This window comes from Anaerococcus ihuae, from assembly GCF_928368155.1.
In the GTDB taxonomy this organism is placed as follows: Bacteria; Bacillota; Clostridia; order Tissierellales; family Peptoniphilaceae; genus Anaerococcus; species Anaerococcus ihuae.
In genome coordinates, this window is the sequence record NZ_CAKMRU010000001.1 from 367373 (window position 1) to 386998 (window position 19626).

Here is a 19626-nt window from a genome sequence, read left to right on the forward strand (position 1 = left end):
AAATGGAAGCAAAAAAATTATTAGTATCATCCTCTCCTCATATGAGAAGCGAGAGAACTGTTACTAAAGAAATGTTAGATGTAATTATTGCCCTCATTCCAACAGGTCTTGTAGGAATCTATTTCTTTGGAATGAAAGCTTTAATCTTGATGATAGCATCAGTTTTAAGTTGTGTGATAGCAGAATTTATATCTAACAAAGTAATGAAAAGACAATCATCAATAAGTGATTTATCAGCTGTAGTTACAGGTTTACTTTTAGCCTACAATATTCCAGTTACAATGCCAATTTGGCAAACAGTAATAGGTGCAGTTTTTGCTATAGTTATTTGTAAGCAATTTTTTGGTGGAATAGGACAAAATATTGTAAACCCAGCTTTGGGAGCAAGAGCATTTTTACTTGCATCTTGGTCAAAAAATATGTCAAATTATGTAGCACCTGGAAAAGTCTCAGCAGTTTCTGCTGCAACAGTTTTATCAGGAGGAGAAAAACCTGCTTTACTAGATATGTTTATAGGAAATATGGGAGGTTGTATTGGAGAAGTTTCAACAATCGCCATATTAATTGGAGCAGCATACCTAGTATTTAGAAAAGTTATCTCATTAAGAATACCTGCAGTATACATATTAACAACAGCCATCTTATTGATGGTATTTAATAAATCTGTAGATGGAATACTTGAACAATTATTGTCAGGTGGTCTAATGCTTGGAGCATTTTTCATGGCAACAGATTATACAACAAGTCCAGTTACCAAAAAAGGTGAAATAATCTTTGCATTTGGTTGTGGTCTTATCACCTCACTTATAAGAGTTTTTGGTGGATATCCAGAAGGTGTTTCTTATTCAATTTTACTAATGAACTTGTTAGTTCCTCTCATAGATAGTAAGACAATGCCTAAGGTATTTGGTGTAGCTAATAAAGGGGCAAAAGATGAATAAAGCATTAAAATTAGGAATAAAATTATTAATAATTACAGCTGTATCAGCTTTGGTATTGGCCTTTACAAATTCAGTTACAGAACCAATTATTAAAAAAGCTGAACAAGAAAAATTAAATGAATCATTAAAGATTGCCTATCCAGATGGAAAAGACTTTGAAGAAGTAAAAGGAAAATTTCCTGAATCTGTAAAAGGAGTCTACAAAGCTGACGGAGGTAAAGGATATGTGTTTGATGTAAACTCTAAAGGTGGATACGGTGGTGACATCGAATTTATAGTTGGAGTTGACAGTGAAAATAAATTAACAGGTTTCAGCCCTCTAAAACATTCTGAATCAGCAGGATTTGGTCTTCAAATGGAAGAAGATTGGTTTAAAGAAGGAGTTAAGGGTGTAAGCATGGACAAAAAAGTTGGTGCATCTGAAGCTGGATCTGAAAATGAAATTGTAGGAATTTCAGGAGCTACATATTCAACCAATGCTATCCTTAATGGTATAAATACTGCTCGTGAAGTATTGAAAGATATTAAGTAGGGGGATAAATATGGAAAGACAAACCGGAAAACCTATAGATGTTCAACAAGAAAAAGAAAAAAGAAAGAAAAAATCTGTAAACTTGGGAAAAGTTTTTAAAGATGGAATATTTTCAAATAACCCTGTATTCGTACAAATGGTTGGAATGTGTTCTGTACTTGCTATTTCTTCATCACTTTCAAACGCAATTGGAATGGGAGCTGCAGTAATTTTTGTACTTACACTTTCAAACTTAGTAATTTCTTTACTAAGAAATTTCATACCAGATGAAGTAAGAATTCCAGCTTTTATAGTTGTAATTGCAAGTTTCGTAACTATGGTTCAAATGATTATCAAGGCATATTTGCCAGCACTTGACCAATCACTTGGAATTTTTATCCCACTTATAGTTGTAAACTGTATAATTCTTGCAAGAGCAGAAGGATTTGCTTCTCAACAAGGTCCTATAGCATCAATTGTTGATGGTATAGGTCAAGGGTTAGGTTATACTATTGCTATTTCAATTCTAGCAGCTATAAGAGAATTATTTGGAAATGGTACTTTACTAGATAATAGAATAATTCCTGAAGATTATACAATTGGATTTTTAATTCAACCAGCATCTTCATTTATTATCCTAGGAATCATGTTTGCAGTAGCAGCAGCTATTTCAAACAAGAAGAAAAATAATAAGTAGGAGGAATTATGTCAGAATTATTTTCAATTATTATTGCATCAATTTTTGTAAATAACTATGTATTGGGACAATTTTTAGGAATTTGTCCTACACTTGGTGTAACAAGTAAGGTAGAAACAGCAAAGGGAATGGGAGCTGCAGTAATTTTTGTAGTTACCTTATCTTCTATAATTACTTGGATAATCCAATACTACATACTTGATCCATTAAATATTGGATATTTACAAACTGTTGTATTTATTTTGGTAATAGCATCTCTTGTACAAACAGTAGAAATGATTATGAAAAAATCAATGCCAAATCTTTATGAAGCTCTTGGTGTTTATTTACCACTAATTACAACAAACTGTATAGTACTTGGTGTTGCAATCAAAAATATAAATGAAAGCTATAATTTATTAGAAACAACTGTAAACTCAGCAGCAGCTGCAGTAGGTTTTCTAATTGCATTAGTAATACTTGCTTCTATAAGAGAAAAAATCGAAGATAACGACTTGCCAGAAGCTTTCAAGGGTGGACCTATAACATTAATTACTCTAGGTCTAATGTCAATTGCCTTTATGGGCTTTGCAGGATTAGCATAGAGGAGAAATTTCATGAATAATATTTTAATACCAACACTTGTTTTAGCTGTTCTAGGATTTATTCTAGCTGGCTTATTAGGTGTTATTAGTAAAAAATTTGAAGTAGAAACAGACCCAATTGTAGAAAGAGTAAGAGACGCTCTTCCTGGAGCAAACTGTGGTGCTTGTGGATATCCTGGTTGTGATGGATGTGCAAATGCAATAGCAAAAGGTGAAGCACCAGTTTCAGCTTGCGTTATTGGTGGACAATCTGTTACAGATGCAGTTGCAAGTGCTATGGGAGTAGAATCTAGTGGAGCTGGAGAAAAAAATGTTGCTGTAGTTAAATGTAATGGAACTTGCGAAAATGCAAAAGATTTATATGATTATGCAGGACTTGAAGATTGTAGAGCACAAATTGCTTTATTTGGAGGAAAAAAAGCATGTAACTATGGTTGTTTAGGTTGTGGTTCATGTGTAAAGGCTTGTGAATTTGATGCTATACATATGGCCAATGGAGTAAGCGTGGTTGACAAGGAAAAATGCGTAGCATGTGGTGCTTGTGTTAAAACTTGTCCTAAAAATATAATTGAGCTTGTTCCTTATTCACAAAAAGCAATTGTAAAATGTTCTTCACACGATAAAGGAAAAGATGTTAGAGGAAATTGTAAAGTTGGATGTATTGGTTGTTCAATTTGTGCAAGAACTTATCCTGAAGGATTTACAATGGATAATTTCTTATCAAAAGAAACAATTTCTGATAATTTAGATCTAAATCTTTTAAAAGAAGCAGCTGAAAAATGTCCAGCAAAATGTATTGATGTTGAATAAAAAATAAGATAAATATATGACCATCGAAATAATCGGTGGTCATTTTTTATCGGATTTTTTAAATTGACATCAATCTATTTTAAATGATAAACTCTTATAAGAGGTAGATATGAAATTAAAAAAAAGAGATATATTGGTTGTTATATTACTTTTATTTTTAAGTATTGGCATGGCTTTTTTTGTGCAAAAAATTAAGTCAAATGAAAATGGAAATTATTTGAGAGTTGAACTTAATGGAAAAGAATATGGCACATACCCTTTAAATAAAGATAAAACTTTTAAAATTAAGATAGACGAAGATGAGTATAATATTGTTGAGATAAAAAATGGAAAGGTAAAGATGAGAGAGGCAAATTGTAGGGATTTGATTTGCACTCATATGCCAAGTATTGAAAAGATTGGTGAAACTATAGTTTGTCTACCACACAGGCTGATTTTGGAAATTATTTCAAGTGATGATGGGAAAGATGATCAAGAAATTGATAAGGTGGTTGGATGAAAAATAATAGATTAAAAGTTTATATAAATTTAGCACTTTTACTTGCCTTATCTTTGGCGATTTCTTTGATTGAATCTGCTATTCCTATGCCTGTACCAATTCCAGGTGCAAGGCTTGGATTTTCTAATATAATTATTTTAGTAAGTATTTATTTGTATGATTTTAAAAAAGCTCTTTGTGTAAGTATATTGAAATCTTTTTTATTGGTTTTAATAACTGGATCTGTGATGAGTTTTTTTTATTCTTTTGTAGGTGCTATTTTTTCTACAACTGCCATGTATTTTTCGCTTAAAAAGATTAATGATGATTTTTCACTAATTGGTGTAAGTGAAATTGGAGCTTTTTTTCATAATCTTGGTCAAATTCTTGTGGCTATATTTTTTATGCAAAATATTAAAATGTTTTATTATTTTCCAGTTTTAGTTTTTATAGGAATTTTTACTGGATTTTTTGTTGGTTTAAGTTCAAATTTTATTGTTGAACATTTAAAGAAAATTGGTGTTTTGAATGAATAAAAAGATTAAAGATTTAGATATTAGTCAAAGACCTAGGGAAAAATTAAAATATTATGGTTATGAAACCTTAAGTGATGAGGATCTACTTGCTATATTAATTGAAACAGGCTCTAAAAAGAAAAATGCAATAGAAATTTCTAGAGAAATTTTAAATAAATTTTCTGCTGAAGAACTTTTGTCTATTAGTATTGAGGAATTATGTGAAATAGATGGTATTAAACTTGCAAAGGCAAGTAAAATTATTGCAGCTATACAACTTGGTAAAAGACTTAGTGAAAAAATTATAAACAAAGAAATCAAGTGCATTAATTCTTGTGATGATGTTTTTCATTTGGTGAAAAATATGTTTTTAGACACAAAAAAAGAACATTTCTATGCTATATTATTAAATACTAAAAATGTAATTATTAGTAAGGAATTAATTTCTACGGGAGACCTTAATTCTTCTATTGTTAATCCTAGGGAATGTTTTACAAGGGCGGTTAGAAAAAGTGCAAATTCTGTGATTTTTGTTCACAATCACCCAAGCGGAAATCCTAAACCTTCAAGTAATGATAAAATAATTACTGAAAGGCTAGTTAAAGCTGGTGAAATTTTGAATATAAGTGTTTTGGATCATATTATTATTGGAAATAATGAATATTTTAGTTTTAGAAAAGAAAATTTTATATAGGAGATAAAGATGAATTTTAGGATTATGGCAGAAGACCTGGCAATTGACTTAGGTACTAGCGATATTAAAGTTTTTAAGAAAAACGAGGGAGTGGCAATATCAGAGCCATCAGTTTTGGTCCTTGATCACCAAAGTAAATCTATTAAGGCGATTGGTCATGAGGCAAAAGAGATGGTTGGTAAAACTCCTGATGAAATTATAGTACAAAGACCTATTGAAAATGGAGTTATATCGGATTTTAATTTGACTGAGGCAATGTTGAATTATTTTTTCCAAAAAATAAATCCTGGTTTTTCAGTTATTCAACCAAGGGTTGTTGTTTGTGTTCCAAGTGGAATTACTGATATTGAACAAAGGGCAGTTGAAGATGCTTCTTTACATGCTGGAAGTAGGGATGTAATTATGGTTGACGAATCTCTTGCAGCATGCTTTGGTGTTGGGCTTAGTCCTGAAGATCCAAGGGGGATTTTGGTTTTAAATCTTGGAGCAGGTACCAGTGAGGTTTGTGTAATTAGCCTTAATGGGATTGTTTCTAGCAAAACTTTAAAAATGGGTGGAGATGATATTGATAAAAATATCCAAGCATTTTTAAGAGAAAATAAAAAAATTGAAATTGGTCTTAATAGTGCAGAGATAATAAAAAAAGAATTATTGTCTCTTAGATTAAAGGATAAAGAAATTGCTATGGAAATTGAGGGAAAAGATTTAAAAGATGGTCAACCTAAAAGTATCAAGATAAAAAGTGAAGAAATAGCTACATGTATCAGTGAATATGCTGATTTGCTTGTTGATATGATTTATTTGGTTTTGGAAAAGACTCCACCAGAATTGTCTAGTGATATAAAAAATGATGGATTCTTAATGACAGGTGGAATGGCAAATGTCAAAGGGCTTCGAGAATATATTGAAAAAATAACAAATTTGAAGGCAAAAGTTTCTGAAAAACCAGAATTTGATGCCATCAAGGGTGCAGGTTTAATAATGGAAAATCCTGAAAGATTTTTGAAATTTCAAAGTAGGTAAATATGGCTTATAGAAGAAAGAAAAAAAATAATAAATATTTTTTTATAACAGTTTTTTTGTTGGTCTTATTGATATTTATTTCAAGTTTAACTGATGGTTTGGCTGAGGCTGGAAATAATATTACGAATACAGTTTTTAGGCCTATAAATAAAATATCATATTCTGTATCATCTGAAGTTATCAAGGCTATTGAAGATACAGTTGGGTCAAAACAAACAAGATCTGAAGTAGAAAAATTGAAAATTGAAAATAAAAATCTTTTGAAGGAAAATGCTAATTTAATGGAAATTATTAATAGGAAAGATTTCTTGAAAGCTGAAAATGATGCTTTGAAAGATGAAAAGTACCAATATTTGAAAGCTCAAGTTATAAATTCAGATGTAAAAAGCATGCAAGAATCATTTTTTATCGACAAGGGGAAAAAAGATGGAATCAAAGTTAATGATGTAGTATTGCAAGCAATTGGAAATAGCGAATATTCATCTGCAGTTATTGGTAAAGTTGTTAAAGTAAACAAAAATACAAGTAAGATTGAAACTATAAAAAATTCATCAAATGACGTATCATTTATAAACTCAAGAAGCGGGGACTATGGCGTTATTGATGATTATAAAAACAAAACTATAAGTGGGTACATGCTTGAAGTTTCAAGTGATGTTAAAAACTCTGATATTCTTATTACAAGTGGTATTGGAGGAGTCTATCCAAAAGGATTATATTTGGGAGAAATTTCAAATGTTAATATGAGTAAGGACTCATTGAGAAAGAATGTTACAGTAGATTCCCCAGCAGATTTCACCCACTTATACAGGGTTTTAATTCTTAGAAAGTAAGGTGGATATATGAATAAATTTAAAACTTTTATAATAGCTTTTATATCTTTTATTCTACAAATTAGTGTATTTTCTAAAATAGATATATTTGGAGCTAATATAAATATTATAATCGCCTTTATCATCTGTTTATCACTTACACTTGGGTCAAAAAGTGGGGCATATGCTGGGCTTGTAATCGGACTTTTCGAAGACTTGATGTTTTCAAATATTATAGGCGTTAGAGCCTTATCATATTTTTTAATTGGACATTTTGTTGGAGATAAAAAGTTTAGATTTAACAACGATAAAAATACAGGTTTTATTTTAACTTTTGTATGTACAATAATAAATTTTGCTTTTGTAAGTTTGATAACATATATTTTTAAAACAGACCTCGTTGTAATAAAAAATTACTTATTTATACCACTTTTAGTAGAGGCTTTATTAAACACATTAATTTATTTTATTTATCATTTTATAATTAAAAAAATTATGTATATTCCAACATATAGGATATAGGGGTGTAAGATTTGAGAAAACAAAAAGAAAATAGATTAACTATCTTGCAAATAATCTTTGGCATAATGTTTCTTGCGATTTTTATTAAATTATTTATTCTTATGATAAATCAAGGGGAGCATTATAGGGACCTATCTGATAATAGAAAAGTTCAAGAGGTTGATGAAATTGCAAGCAGGGGTGATATTTTAGATAGAAATGGAAATGTCCTAGCTACAACCGTTCCATCTTTTGCTGTTCAATTATACAAAGATCAACTTACAAGTTTGGAGGATGAAGATAGGATAAAGGCTGTAAATTCTTTAGTTAATATTTTGGAAGAGGCTGGAGTGAATTATCAAAATGATTTTGACATTAGGTTAAACTCTTTCCAATATAAAAGAACAAAAGATTATTTTAAGGAAGAAAAATCTCCAGAAGATAAAATTATAGACATAATAGTTGAAAATGATTTGTTGGGTGAAATTGTAAAAACTACTAGCAATAAGGATGGGATTAAGTATGAAACTTTAAAGACCGCCCTTCTTGCCTTGAAAAAAAGAGGAATTGATATTCCTGTTCTAGTTAGTCAAAAAGACAATAACCTTAATGTTGTTTACAAAGACAATGCTAAAGACAAGCTAAAATCAATAGGCCATAATACAAATGAAGATCCTATTGATGTAGTTGTTAGTTCTGTAAATGAAGATAAGTCTGTTATTAAAAATATATTAGAAAACAATCAAGCAAGGCTTTTAACATACAAGGTAATTAAAGAAAAAAATCTAGAATCCAATATAATTTTAAAAGATTATAGCTTGACTGCTGATGAGAAATTTATTCAAAAAAAAGCTAGTTTAAATAATGGATATCCAGAAATAAAGTTAGAAACAAAAGCAAGCGATGACTTTTATCAAATAGTAAAAAAATCTTCAATAAAGGAATTTTTGAAATCAGCAAATTTAAACGAAGATGATGGATCATATTTAATTCCTGCTGATATTTTGATAGAAAAATTAGAAAATAAAGGGATTTATGCAAATTTTACAACTGAAGTAAAAACTGAAAGTAAAAATAAAAAAAATATTTATTCAGTAAATGTTAATTTTAAAAATCCTCAAGCAGGGGATCCAGCTGAAGAACTGGCTAATCTTGCTGATAAACATAATCTATTAAAGGGTGTAATTTTAGATAAAAAATTAAAATATTTGGCACAAAACGCTAATGTTACAAATAATGTATATCCTTCAATAGATATTTCTGAAGATAAGCCTAGTAAATGGGATTATACTTTTAATGTAGGCAAAAAGGACTTTTTTGAATATTATGCAAGCAGGGATAGAAGTCAAAATAGGGATAAAATTGTTAAGAATTTAAAAAAGAAAAATGCTAAAGAAATTCTTGATTATATTAAATCAATTTCAAATATCAAAAATAATAATGATTACGAAGCTTGTGGGATTTTAACGATTGATAATTTAATCAATAGACAAGGATCTTTTGGATTTAGACCTATTAATTTGGTTTATAATTTGGACGAGGCAACGGTTTTAAGAATTGAAGAAAATATAGAAAAATCTAAGGGAATAAGTGTAGCAACAATTCCTATTAGATCATATCCAAATAGAAACCTAGCAAGTCATGTCTTAGGATATATGGGTCCAATTGCAACAGATGAAGAAGTAGAAAAGTATGTAAATAAGGATTCTTATTTAAGAGATGAAATTGTTGGAAAAACTGGTATCGAAGAATCTTATCAAGATACGCTCAGGGGAAAAAATGGAAAGAGTATAGTTACAGTTGATTCATCAGGAAATAGAATTGAAACCTTATCAAAAACTCCTTCTGAGCCTGGTAATGATGTACATTTGACAATTGACGCTAATTTACAAAAAGAAGCAGAGAGATCTTTAGTAGCTATGCTTGAAGCTATTAGAACTGGAACAGTTCATGAATCTAAATATGGAAACTATTATCCTCCTATTGCATGCAAATATGCCGCTAGTGGAGCTGTTGTAGTAAGTAATGTTAAAACTGGTGAAGTGCTAGCATCAGCTTCATATCCAAATTATGATCCCAATTTATTTTCAACTGGAATTTCTGAAACTGACTGGGATAGTTTACAAGCTGATGACAAAGCTAGTGTATTAACCCCTAGACCAATGCTAAACATGGCAAGTCAAACAGCCGTTATGCCAGGATCTACTTTTAAGTTGGTATCATCATTGGCAGCGTTGGAAAAAGGATTAGATCCTCAAAGATTAAATTATTGTAATGGTTTTATGGATATAGGAAATAGAAGATTTTCATGTCTGGCTTGGACTGAATATGGAATAAAACACGGTGAAGAAACTTTATATGATGCATTGAAAGTTTCATGTAACTACTATTTCTTTACTCTTGCTTTGGGTGAAAATCCATCTAACGGAAAGAGTATCGGAGTTAAATTAGAGCTTAATGATATAAGAAAAACAGCTGAATTATTAGGCCTTGACAAAACTACAGGAATTGAAATTAATATTCCAAGTGAGTCTAGTGGAAATATTCCATCTACTGAGAAAAAATTAGAAGTTACAAAAGCTTTATTAAAAAAATATCTTGAAGAAAATTTGGATAAGTATTTAAAAGATAAAACAAAAAAGTCAAAAACAGATTTTAATAAGGATATAGAACAAATTGTTAAATTAGCAGATAGGCCTAAATCCATTGATAGAAAAGATCTTACTAAAATATTGGATAAAATGGGCTATAAGCCTGAAGAAATTCTTGAAGGAGAAAGAGCTGGTCTTTCTGACAATATAAAATATACATTTTTAAATCAAGCAGAATGGGATATTACAGATATGTTAAATATCGTAATTGGTCAAGGACAAAACTCCTATACACCACTTCAAATGAATAGGGTTATTTCTACGCTTTCAAATGGAGGATATTTAAATAAATACACTTTAATTGATAAGGTGACAAATCATAATTCAAAAGATGTTTTATTTAAAAATCAAGTTCAAAGGTCAAAAATAAATGTAAAAGATCCAAAAAATTTTGAAGATATTAAATATGGAGCTTTACAAGCAGCCCAAGCCTTTAAATTTTTTAAAGATTTACCAATAGAAGTAGGTGAAAAAACAGGTACTGCTGAGGTTGAAGGAAAAAATCCTGATGGTTCAGATTTTGATTCATACGCTTGGATGCTTGGATTTGCACCGTATGATGATCCAGAAATTGCAGTAACAGTTTTTATGGTACAAGCTGGAACATCTATAAATTGTGGTCCCGTAGTTAGAGATATAATATGTAAATATTTTGATATAAAAATAAACCCAGAAAATCAAAGCTTAGTTACTGGTACAAATACAGAAAATAATAATCAAGAAAATACAGGGGGAGAGTAAAATGGAAGTATTTTTAATAAATTCAAATAATAATCTAGGTTTTATAGATGAATTTTCAAAAAAATTATCAGAAAATAAATCTGTCTTACTCTTATCTTTTACTAGGGATAAAAATGAAAATATAGAAGATTTATATGAAAGGGGAGGAATGATTACATATGATATATGTGATTATTTCCTTGACCTTATTGACCTTGATAAAATTATTGTAAAAGCTTGTGAAAATATAGATTTTATAATTCCACCCCTTCTTAATTCAAAATATCAAATAAAAAAAGAAGATATTTCTAGATTATTAGAAAAAATAAATACTTACGATTATTTAATCATTAATGGACTAGATGAATCTTTAATTGATGAGAAAAAAGAAATTCAAATTATTAGTGAAAATCAAATAAAAGAAGAGATAAAATCTGACTATTTTTTCATTAATTCTTATGATAAATATTTTGATATTAGAGAATATAGGGATGAAATTTTGGGAAAATCTTCTAAATTTTTAGGTTTAAAAGAAAAAGATTCTTCTTATGATAAAATAATATCAAATATTTTAGAAGATAAGAATGAAGATATTCAAAAAATCGGTTTTTTTGAAAAAATAAAGAAGAAATTAGCCCAATGAAATCATTTATATTTGTAGATAAGAAAGAAAAAGCCTTTGGAAAAATTATCGACGATAAGCTTTTTGAATTGAAATTTTATTCACCCTACTTGTTCAATATTTATAGGGCAAAAGTTGTTGGAAAAATTGATTCAATTAATGCATATTTTTTATTGTACGATGATGATAAGAAGGCTTTTTTAAAAACTAATAAAAAATTTAAAATTGGGGATAGTATAATTTGTCAAATAATAAAAGAAGAATTTGATGATAAATTGGCTAGTGCCAGTGCGAATTTTAGGATAGAAAATGAAGATTATTATCTTTTTAGGTTTAAAAATAAGGGTTTTCCAAAATTAAAAAAGGGAAGAAAAAAGAATAGGGAAAATTATGATAAATTGATTAAACTTAAAAATTCATTGATCAATGAAGAAAATTTTACCCCATCACCTAAATTACTCAAATCGTATAATCAATTAGACTTATATCTTGAAGAAAATAGTGGATTAGAAGTTAAGGAACTTGACATTAGAAATAATAAAATAATTTCAGATGCTTTTAAATCAATTAGTGAGAATAAAATTTATAAGGATGATTTATCAATTATTATTAATGATCTGGAAACTTTATGCCTTGTAGATGTGAATTCATCAAAGAAAAAATCAACTATGGATAAGGATGATTTTTATTATAAGGTTAATAAAGATCTGATTGACTTTATATTTTATAATTTGAATTAAAGAAATATTGGCGGCATGGTAATTATTGATTTTTTAAAATCTACGAAAAATGAAAAATTATTAGAAGAAATTGACCTTAGTTTAAAAAAATATTTTAAAACTTATACGATTTATGGTTTTACAAAAATGGGCCTATTTGAACTTTCGATTAAAAGAAGGGGAGAAAGTCTCAGAAAAAAACTAAAAGAAAAAGAGCTTATCAATTGATAAGCTCTAATTTTTTTCTATCAAAATTACTTACTATATTTTCTTTGTACTTTTTCTTTAATTTTTTTATTCTATATTCAATTTGCATTGCTCTTTTTTTACTTGAAACTTGGATAAAAAAAACTATATTGCATGGTCTTCTTGATCTTGTGTATTTTGCTCCAAGTCCCTTGTTATGTTTTTCTAGTCTGTTTTTTAAATTATTTGTCCAACCAGTGTAAAGAGTGCCATCAGAACATCTTAATATATAAACAAAGGCTTTTTTCATTTGAACAAATCACCCAAAACATCTCTTATAATATCGTAAGAAAATCCTCTGGAAGCCAAAAATCTGTATACCTTGTTTTTATCATCAACACTTTCTTTTTTATGAAGACCTGCTTCATAGGCTTTTTCATATTCCTCTTCGTCTGAAATTTCATTTAAATAAGTTTCAATTAAACTGTCATCAATGTGTTTAGCTTTTAATTTATACCTAATCTTACCCTTGGACCAATTATTAATTTTCGATTTATCATTAACAAAAGATTTTACATAAAGCTCATCATCAATTAAGTTATAATCTTCTAAAAATTGGATTACCTTATCAATAGTATCTTGGTCATATTTTTTTTCTTTTAATTTATTTTTTAAATCAAAAGAAGTATGAGCTCTATAAGATATTTGCTTTAAGGCTTCGTTTTTACACCTATTAAAGTCATTTTCCTTTAAAATTTTTTTGTAAGATTCAAAATCCAAATCCTCATCACAAGATAAGTTCAAATCAACAAAAAAATCGTAAGAAATATAAAAAATTTCCCTTGATATAGTTAATTTTACTAAATTATATTTGTCAGAATATTCTATTTTTTCAACAATCATAAGGACTCAACAGCATTCATAATTATAGGAATAATCATTGAAAGAGCTACAACAACAGCAAAAACTTTTAAAATTATTTTGCTTTTTGATTTCTTTTTCATTAAATCACCTCTAAATCTATCTTTCTTACCTGTATTTTACTATAAGAAGAAATTTTTGTAAAACTAAGCGAATTTAAAAAAATATTTGCAAAAAAATAATATTCGTGGTAATATATTTAAGTCGAAAGTAGTAGGCCACTATAAATGTAAAAATTATTTTGAATAATTTAAAGTTTATTTGACAAGTGATTCGATTGGATGTATACTTATATAGTAAGTTATTTATTCGGTGGGTATGGTCCAGTTGGTTAAGACACCTGGTTGTGGCCCAGGAGATCGAGAGTTCGAATCTCTCTACTCACCCCATATGCGGGATTGGCGGAATTGGCAGACGCGCTAGACTTAGGATCTAGTGAGATTTTCTCGTGAAGGTTCAACTCCTTTATCCCGCACCAAATATTTTAGACGTTGGAAACAACGTCTTTTTTTGTGCTCAATTTTACAAATTCTTTACTTTTCTATAATATTTTTCTTACTTAATCTATGCTAGAATTAGTAAAAGGAGAAGATTATGGTTGATAAAGTTATTGAAGTTAGGTCTTTGGTTAAAAGATATAAAAATTTTCTTGCTGTTGATAATTTAGATTTAGATTTGTATGAGGGAGAAATTTTGGGGCTTTTGGGTCCTAATGGATCTGGAAAATCTACTACAATTTCTTGTATTCTTTCTTTGCTTAATAATAATGGGGGCTCTATTAAAATTTTTGGTGAGGAAATGACTCCAGATTCTTTTAAAATTAAAGAAAAAATTGGCGTAGTTTTTCAAGATGTTGGTGTTTATGATGAGCTTAATGTTTATGAAAATATTGATTATTTTTGCGCTTTGTACATAAAAGATAAAAATAAAAGAAAAAGTCTCGTAAAAAAAACAATAGATCTTGTTGGTCTTAGTGATTTTGTTAAATTTAAGCCCAAACAACTTTCAGGAGGTTTATTAAGAAGGCTAAATATAGCTTGTGGAATTTCTCATAAGCCTGATTTGATTATTTTTGATGAGCCTACTGTTGCAGTTGATCCCCAATCTAGAAATAATATTTTGGAAGGAATAAAAAAATTAAACAAAGAAGGAGCAAGCATCATCTACACCTCTCATTATATGGATGAGGTTGAAAGTCTTTGTGATTATATTGTTATTCTTGATAAGGGAAAAATAATTGCTAAAGGCGATGCCGAAAGTTTAAAAGATACCATTAATTTAAAGGAAAAAATTTCTTTTGAATCTGATGAATTGTCAAATGTTTTAATAGAAAAAATAAAAGCTATGGACTCTTTGATTGATTTTTCTATAAAGGGAAGAAATTGCAAATTAAGTTTTTCAAAAGATTCAAATATCCTAGATCTTGTCGATATCTTAAATTCATCTGAAACAAAATACGACCACCTAAGCTCTAGTAGGCCTAGTTTAAATGATGTATTTCTCGAACTAACAGGAAAAGAATTGAGGGATTAGTATGTTTTTACACAGTTTTAAAAATACTTTTAAAGTTTTAATTAGAGATAGGACTCTTATTTTTTGGTCTTTAATCTTTCCTCTTATCTTGGGATTTTTCTTTAATATTGCTCTTGGAAATATAAAAAATTCAATGAAATTTGAGCCTATTAATGTTAGTGTAAAAGATGATTTGAGAGATGATAAATATTTTGATGATTTTTTAAAAACACTGGAAAAAGAAAAAATATTTAAGACATTTGATGAAAATAAGATGGAAGATGAAAATATCATTGCTTACATAAAAGATTATGATAAAGTAGAGTTTAAAAAATCCGGTCTATATGAATCAATTGTGGAAAGCATAATGAATGCTTATTTAAGAAAAGGGATGATGGCAGAAAAAATTTTTAGAAAAAATCCTACTTTTAATTCAAAGATTTTGACTGAAAGTTCAAACCATATAAAAGATAATTCAAAGAAAAACCTTAATATTGTTAATACATTTTTCTACGCTCTTATAGGTATGCAGGCTTTGTATGGTTTTAGTTTTGGGCTTTTAATTATTTATAGGTATGAAGCAAACCTGTCAACTCTTGCAAAAAGAAATGCAATATCTCCTATAAAAAAATCTATAAGCCTTTCAGCTTCAATCTTAGCAGGTTTTATTATAAATTTTTCTATAGTTTTATTCACAATTTTATTTTTCAATAAAATTTATAAAATAGATTTTTCCAATAAGCTTGTTTCATTAATTTTTCTTATTGGACTTGCTAGTTTGTTTGGAGTTTTATTTGGAAGTTTAATTGCCTTATCAAATAAATCAAGCATAGAAGTAAAAAATGGCATAGGGATAGCTATAAGCATGGTATTTTCATATTTTGCTGGAATGATGAATTCTGATATAAAGATAATGATTCAAGAAAATTATCCTATAATAAACAAATTAAATCCAGCAAGTTTAATTAATGATGGGATTTACAGCCTTTATTATTATGATACTTTGGACAGGTATTGGGAAAATATTAAATATTTATTATTTTTAACTTTGCTATTTGGATTGATTTCATATTTGTTAACAAGGGGTAGGCAATATGACAGTATTTAAAAATTATTTCAAAATAATAAGAGGTCATACTAAGGCTATAGCCTTATATACTATAATCTTTATGTCATTACTTATTTTTTCAAATTCTACTAATAGCAACACTAATGTTTATAAAAAAGAAAAAGCAAAAATTTATATAGAAGACTTATCTCAAAGTGATTTATCAAAATCCTTTATTACATATATGGGAAAAGAAAATAAGATTGTTGATCTTAAAGGAAAAAATATTGACGATAATTTATTTTATGAAATAGTAACAGCTTATATAAAAATTCCAAAAAATTTTGATAAAAAAAGAAAAGTTGAAATTAAAAAGAGTCAAAATTCTAAATATTATCAATATGTAAAAGAATCCATAAATTTATACTTAGATCAAATTTCAGTATATGAAAAATCAGGTTTTGATACAAAAGATGCAATAAAGAATACGAAAAAAGATTTTCAAAAGAAAGCAAAAATTTCCTTAAGAAAAAATAAGGGACCAGTATTAGAAGAAAGGATTTTATTTTTCTTTAATTTTTTATCCTATGTGTTTTTAAGTCAAATAATTTTGGTGGTTTCTTTAGTAAGCCTAACATATAAAAATAAGAATATTAAACAAAGAAATTTAATTTCTCCTATGAGCAAAACGAAAATAAATTTTCAAATATTTTTGGCAAATATTTCTTTTGCATTTTTCTCATGGCTACTTTATATGCTAGTTTTTTTCATTTTAAATAGAAAAATAGACTTATCAAATAGAATCATTTATTTAATGATAAATTCTTTAGTCTTTTCCTTATCTACAGTTAGTCTTGCTCTTTTTATATCTAAATTAATAAATAATAGCAATATTATGATGGCTGTGATGAATATTTTTTCTCTTGGCTCATCATTTTTAACAGGAGTTTTTGTGCCTCAAGATATATTAAGTAAAAATGCTCTTTTATTAGGACGAATATTTCCAAGTTTTTATTACGTATTAAATAACAATATGATAGCAAATAATTTCACAAAAGAAATATTTTTCAAAAATATTTTTGTACTTTTAGGATTTGCTGTGATTTTTTTGTTGATAAGTTTTATATTAGATAAATTTTTATTTTTCGATAAATCAACTAAAAATTAAGAAAATGTAATTTTTAAATAGGATATATTTGCCTAGATTTGGGTATCTATATTTATAGTAAACTATTTAACAAATTTTAATTAGCTATAACTTTATCAATACTAAAAAATAGTATATAATTTTACTAATAGGAGGAAAAGTTTTGCGAGATATAAAAAGAGTAGTTTTAAAATTAAGTGGAGAAGCACTTGCAAAAGATAAGGGATTTGGTTTTGATGATGATACCATTGATCTTATTTGCGAAAATATAAAAAAAGCAAGAGATAAGGGACTTGAAATTGCCATAGTTGTTGGTGGTGGAAATTTCTGGAGAGGCAGAAGCGGTCAACATATTGAACGAGCAACAAGTGATACAATTGGAATGCTTGGAACTGTTATGAATGGTCTTAGAGTTCAAGATACTCTTGAAAAAATGGGACTTGAAACAAGGCTAATGACTGCAATTAATATGCAAGAAGTTGCAGAACCTTATATTAGAAGAAGGGCTGTAAGACATCTTGAAAAAGGAAGGATTGTAATTTTTGCAGCAGGAACTGGTCTTCCATATTTCTCAACTGACACAACAGCATCTCTTAGGGCTTTAGAAATTGATGCGGACATGATTTTGTTAGGTAAAAAAGGAACTGATGGAATTTATGACAAAGATCCTAACCAATTTGATGATGCCGTAAAATATGAAAAATTAACCTATAGTGAAATTTTACAAAAAAGATTAAAGATTATGGATTCTACTGCAACAAGTTTGTGTATGGATAATGATATGCCAATACTTGCTTTTGGAATAGATAATCCTGAAAATTTAGTTAAAATAGTTGAAGGAAAAGAAATAGGAACAATTGTAAAGGAGAATTTTGATGTACGATAATATTATTAAAGATACAGAAGCTTTGATGAAAAAGGCTTGTGAATCATTTGAAATTAGAATTTCTAAAATAAGAGCAGGAAGAGCAAATGATTCAATATTAGATGGACTTACATTTTCATATTATGGAAGTCAAACACCAATTAACCAAGCTGCAACCATATCTACACCAGAACCAAGACTTTTGGTAATAAAACCTTGGGATAAATCAAATATAAAAGAAATCGAAAAAGCAATAAATAAATCAGATATTGGAATTAATCCACAAAATGATGGCGAAGTTATAAGACTTCCTTTCCCGGCATTGACAGAAGAAAGAAGAAAACAATTAACAAAACAAGTTTCTGAATATTCTGAAGATAGCAAAATTCAAATTAGAAATATAAGAAGAGAAGCCTTGGATAAGGCAAAAAAAGCTGAAAAAGCAGCAGATTTAACAGAAGACGATTTATTTTCAATTGAAGATGATATTCAAAAAATCACAAAAAAATATATAGATCAAATTGAAAAAACTGTTGAAAATAAAAATAAAGAATTACTTGAAGTTTAATTGAATAAAATAAAATTTGATAAGCTAAAAGCTATTTTAAATAAGGATATAGGAAAAGTTAGGATAAATTCAAATATTTTATCCTTGTTTTTAAAGCAACTAAGCTTACTTACCGACTCATCTGTATCCTTATATGATAGTTTAAAAATTATAATTGACCAAAGACTTGATAAAAAACTAAACAAGGCTTTGGTCAATGTATCTTTGAGCTTAAAAAATGGGGATGAGGCTTACGAGGCTTTTTATAAAGAAGAGAAATCTTTTGGGCCGATAATAACATCTTTTATTAAAAGTGGAGATGTAAGTGGAAATCTTTCTAAAATACTAGATGAGTTGTCAACATATATGACCGAAGAAAGCAAAAATAAAAATAAAATTACAGAAGCCTTGATTTATCCAATAATTTTACTATTTGTGACTATTGGAGTTGTAATAACTATTTTAACCAAAGTCATGCCAACTTTTATAGAAGTTTTTGAAGATAGTTCTAAGAATTTACCCCTATCAACCAAAATTCTATTAACTTTAGGAAATTTTTTCAATAAAAATGGAATAAATATTTTGCTCGGTTTTTTATTTGCAATTATTATTTTTTACATATTAAGACAAAAAGAAGAGTACAAGTATAAAATTGATAAATTTTTCTTCAAAAGTTTTGTTTTCAGAAAATTTAGGGTATTAAATATAGAATATCAAATAAGCTCACTTTTATATATCCTAAGAATTGGTGATGTTGATATTGTTGAAAGTATTAATATCATAAAAAAATCATTTAAAAATTTATATTTAAGAGAGATTTTATCGAATGTTGAAAATAGCTTAAAACTCGGAAATAATTTGTCAGATTCCATGGGAAAGGAAAATGTTTTTTCGAAACTTTTTATTGCTATGATTAAAGTTGGAGAAGATAGTGGAGATATGGCAAAATCTTTAGAAAAAACTTCAACTTATTATGCAAACGAATATATTTATAGGTTAAAAAGAATTTCAAGTCTTTTTGAGCCATTTTTGATTATTTTTATGGCTTTTGTTGTAGGATTTGTAGTTTTCTCAGTAGCTATACCTATGTTTGATACGGTTAACACCATTAATTTTTAAGGA

General features: G+C 28.2%; 23 protein-coding genes and 2 tRNA genes. 23 read left to right on the top strand and 2 right to left on the bottom strand.

Annotation, left to right across the window (positions count from 1 at the left end; genetic code table 11):
* Positions 1-2: 2 nt before the first annotated feature.
* The 15 genes from L6653_RS01655 to L6653_RS01725 all read left to right on the top strand — a co-directional run bounded on the left by L6653_RS01655 (position 3) and on the right by L6653_RS01725 (position 12506).
* Entirely contained in the window at positions 3-941 is a 939-nt protein-coding gene (locus tag L6653_RS01655; RefSeq protein ID WP_236785218.1) for an RnfABCDGE type electron transport complex subunit D, read from the top strand.
* The gene (locus L6653_RS01660; protein ID WP_236785220.1) at positions 934-1473 is read left to right on the top strand and encodes an RnfABCDGE type electron transport complex subunit G; all 540 of its coding nucleotides are present in this window, start codon (positions 934-936) and stop codon (positions 1471-1473) included. Before L6653_RS01655 ends, L6653_RS01660 begins: the two co-directional genes overlap by 8 nt.
* Positions 1474-1483: 10 nt before the next feature.
* Complete coding sequence (gene rsxE / locus L6653_RS01665) at positions 1484-2149, top strand: electron transport complex subunit RsxE (RefSeq protein ID WP_236785222.1); 666 nt, start codon at positions 1484-1486, stop codon at positions 2147-2149.
* An 8-nt stretch (positions 2150-2157) separates the two neighbouring features.
* The gene (rsxA, locus tag L6653_RS01670) at positions 2158-2733 is read left to right on the top strand and encodes an electron transport complex subunit RsxA (protein WP_049691212.1); all 576 of its coding nucleotides are present in this window, start codon (positions 2158-2160) and stop codon (positions 2731-2733) included.
* A 12-nt stretch (positions 2734-2745) separates the two neighbouring features.
* The gene (locus L6653_RS01675; RefSeq protein WP_236785224.1) at positions 2746-3543 is read left to right on the top strand and encodes an RnfABCDGE type electron transport complex subunit B; all 798 of its coding nucleotides are present in this window, start codon (positions 2746-2748) and stop codon (positions 3541-3543) included.
* A 109-nt stretch (positions 3544-3652) separates the two neighbouring features.
* Positions 3653-4042, top strand: a complete 390-nt coding sequence (locus L6653_RS01680; RefSeq protein WP_236785225.1) for a NusG domain II-containing protein — start codon at positions 3653-3655, stop codon at positions 4040-4042.
* Entirely contained in the window at positions 4039-4557 is a 519-nt protein-coding gene (locus tag L6653_RS01685) for a Gx transporter family protein (RefSeq protein WP_236785227.1), read from the top strand. Before L6653_RS01680 ends, L6653_RS01685 begins: the two co-directional genes overlap by 4 nt.
* Positions 4550-5230 carry a RadC family protein gene (gene radC, locus L6653_RS01690; protein WP_236785229.1) on the top strand — a complete coding sequence of 227 codons (681 nt, stop codon included), beginning with the start codon at positions 4550-4552 and terminating at the stop codon, positions 5228-5230. Before L6653_RS01685 ends, radC begins: the two co-directional genes overlap by 8 nt.
* Before the next feature lie 9 nt (positions 5231-5239).
* The gene (locus tag L6653_RS01695) at positions 5240-6253 is read left to right on the top strand and encodes a rod shape-determining protein (protein ID WP_236785231.1); all 1014 of its coding nucleotides are present in this window, start codon (positions 5240-5242) and stop codon (positions 6251-6253) included.
* Between the two features lie 2 nt (positions 6254-6255).
* Positions 6256-7086, top strand: a complete 831-nt coding sequence (mreC, locus tag L6653_RS01700; protein WP_236785233.1) for a rod shape-determining protein MreC — start codon at positions 6256-6258, stop codon at positions 7084-7086.
* A gap of 9 nt (positions 7087-7095) precedes the next feature.
* Positions 7096-7587 (top strand): rod shape-determining protein MreD, encoded by a 492-nt coding sequence (gene mreD / locus L6653_RS01705; protein ID WP_236785235.1) that lies wholly within the window; start codon positions 7096-7098, stop codon positions 7585-7587.
* An 11-nt stretch (positions 7588-7598) separates the two neighbouring features.
* Positions 7599-10958 (top strand): penicillin-binding transpeptidase domain-containing protein, encoded by a 3360-nt coding sequence (locus L6653_RS01710; RefSeq protein ID WP_236785237.1) that lies wholly within the window; start codon positions 7599-7601, stop codon positions 10956-10958.
* A 1-nt stretch (position 10959) separates the two neighbouring features.
* Complete coding sequence (locus L6653_RS01715; RefSeq protein WP_236785238.1) at positions 10960-11580, top strand: hypothetical protein; 621 nt, start codon at positions 10960-10962, stop codon at positions 11578-11580.
* The gene (locus tag L6653_RS01720; RefSeq protein WP_236785239.1) at positions 11577-12299 is read left to right on the top strand and encodes a S1 domain-containing protein; all 723 of its coding nucleotides are present in this window, start codon (positions 11577-11579) and stop codon (positions 12297-12299) included. The genes L6653_RS01715 and L6653_RS01720 overlap by 4 nt, the downstream gene beginning before the upstream one ends.
* A gap of 6 nt (positions 12300-12305) precedes the next feature.
* Positions 12306-12506, top strand: coding sequence for a ribonuclease E/G (locus tag L6653_RS01725; RefSeq protein WP_305854535.1), 201 nt, complete (start codon positions 12306-12308; stop codon positions 12504-12506).
* Here the strand turns inward: L6653_RS01725 and L6653_RS01730 are convergent.
* Together L6653_RS01730 and L6653_RS01735 are read right to left on the bottom strand one after the other, a co-directional pair.
* Complete coding sequence (locus L6653_RS01730; protein WP_236785241.1) at positions 12499-12774, bottom strand: GIY-YIG nuclease family protein; 276 nt, start codon at positions 12772-12774, stop codon at positions 12499-12501. The genes L6653_RS01725 and L6653_RS01730 overlap by 8 nt on opposite strands.
* Positions 12771-13367 (bottom strand): regulatory protein RecX, encoded by a 597-nt coding sequence (locus tag L6653_RS01735; protein ID WP_236785242.1) that lies wholly within the window; start codon positions 13365-13367, stop codon positions 12771-12773. The genes L6653_RS01730 and L6653_RS01735 overlap by 4 nt, the downstream gene beginning before the upstream one ends.
* 330 nt (positions 13368-13697) lie before the next feature.
* Here L6653_RS01735 and L6653_RS01740 point away from each other — a divergent pair.
* The 8 genes from L6653_RS01740 (at position 13698) to L6653_RS01775 (ending at position 19623) form a co-directional block, all read left to right on the top strand.
* Positions 13698-13774: transfer RNA gene (locus L6653_RS01740), tRNA-His, on the top strand.
* Between the two features lie 3 nt (positions 13775-13777).
* Positions 13778-13863, top strand: a tRNA-Leu gene (locus L6653_RS01745).
* Positions 13864-13979: 116 nt separating this feature from the next.
* Positions 13980-14918 (top strand): ABC transporter ATP-binding protein, encoded by a 939-nt coding sequence (locus tag L6653_RS01750; protein ID WP_236785243.1) that lies wholly within the window; start codon positions 13980-13982, stop codon positions 14916-14918.
* 1 nt (position 14919) lies between these two features.
* Entirely contained in the window at positions 14920-16005 is a 1086-nt protein-coding gene (locus tag L6653_RS01755) for an ABC transporter permease (RefSeq protein ID WP_236785244.1), read from the top strand.
* Positions 15992-17113, top strand: coding sequence for an ABC transporter permease (locus L6653_RS01760; RefSeq protein WP_236785245.1), 1122 nt, complete (start codon positions 15992-15994; stop codon positions 17111-17113). The genes L6653_RS01755 and L6653_RS01760 overlap by 14 nt, the downstream gene beginning before the upstream one ends.
* A gap of 142 nt (positions 17114-17255) precedes the next feature.
* On the top strand, positions 17256-17978 hold the full coding sequence (pyrH, locus tag L6653_RS01765) for a UMP kinase (protein WP_049691196.1): 723 nt from the start codon (positions 17256-17258) through the stop codon (positions 17976-17978).
* Complete coding sequence (gene frr / locus L6653_RS01770; protein WP_236785246.1) at positions 17968-18525, top strand: ribosome recycling factor; 558 nt, start codon at positions 17968-17970, stop codon at positions 18523-18525. The genes pyrH and frr overlap by 11 nt, the downstream gene beginning before the upstream one ends.
* On the top strand, positions 18526-19623 hold the full coding sequence (locus tag L6653_RS01775; protein WP_236785247.1) for a type II secretion system F family protein: 1098 nt from the start codon (positions 18526-18528) through the stop codon (positions 19621-19623). It abuts the gene before it with no gap.
* Positions 19624-19626: the final 3 nt, after the last annotated feature.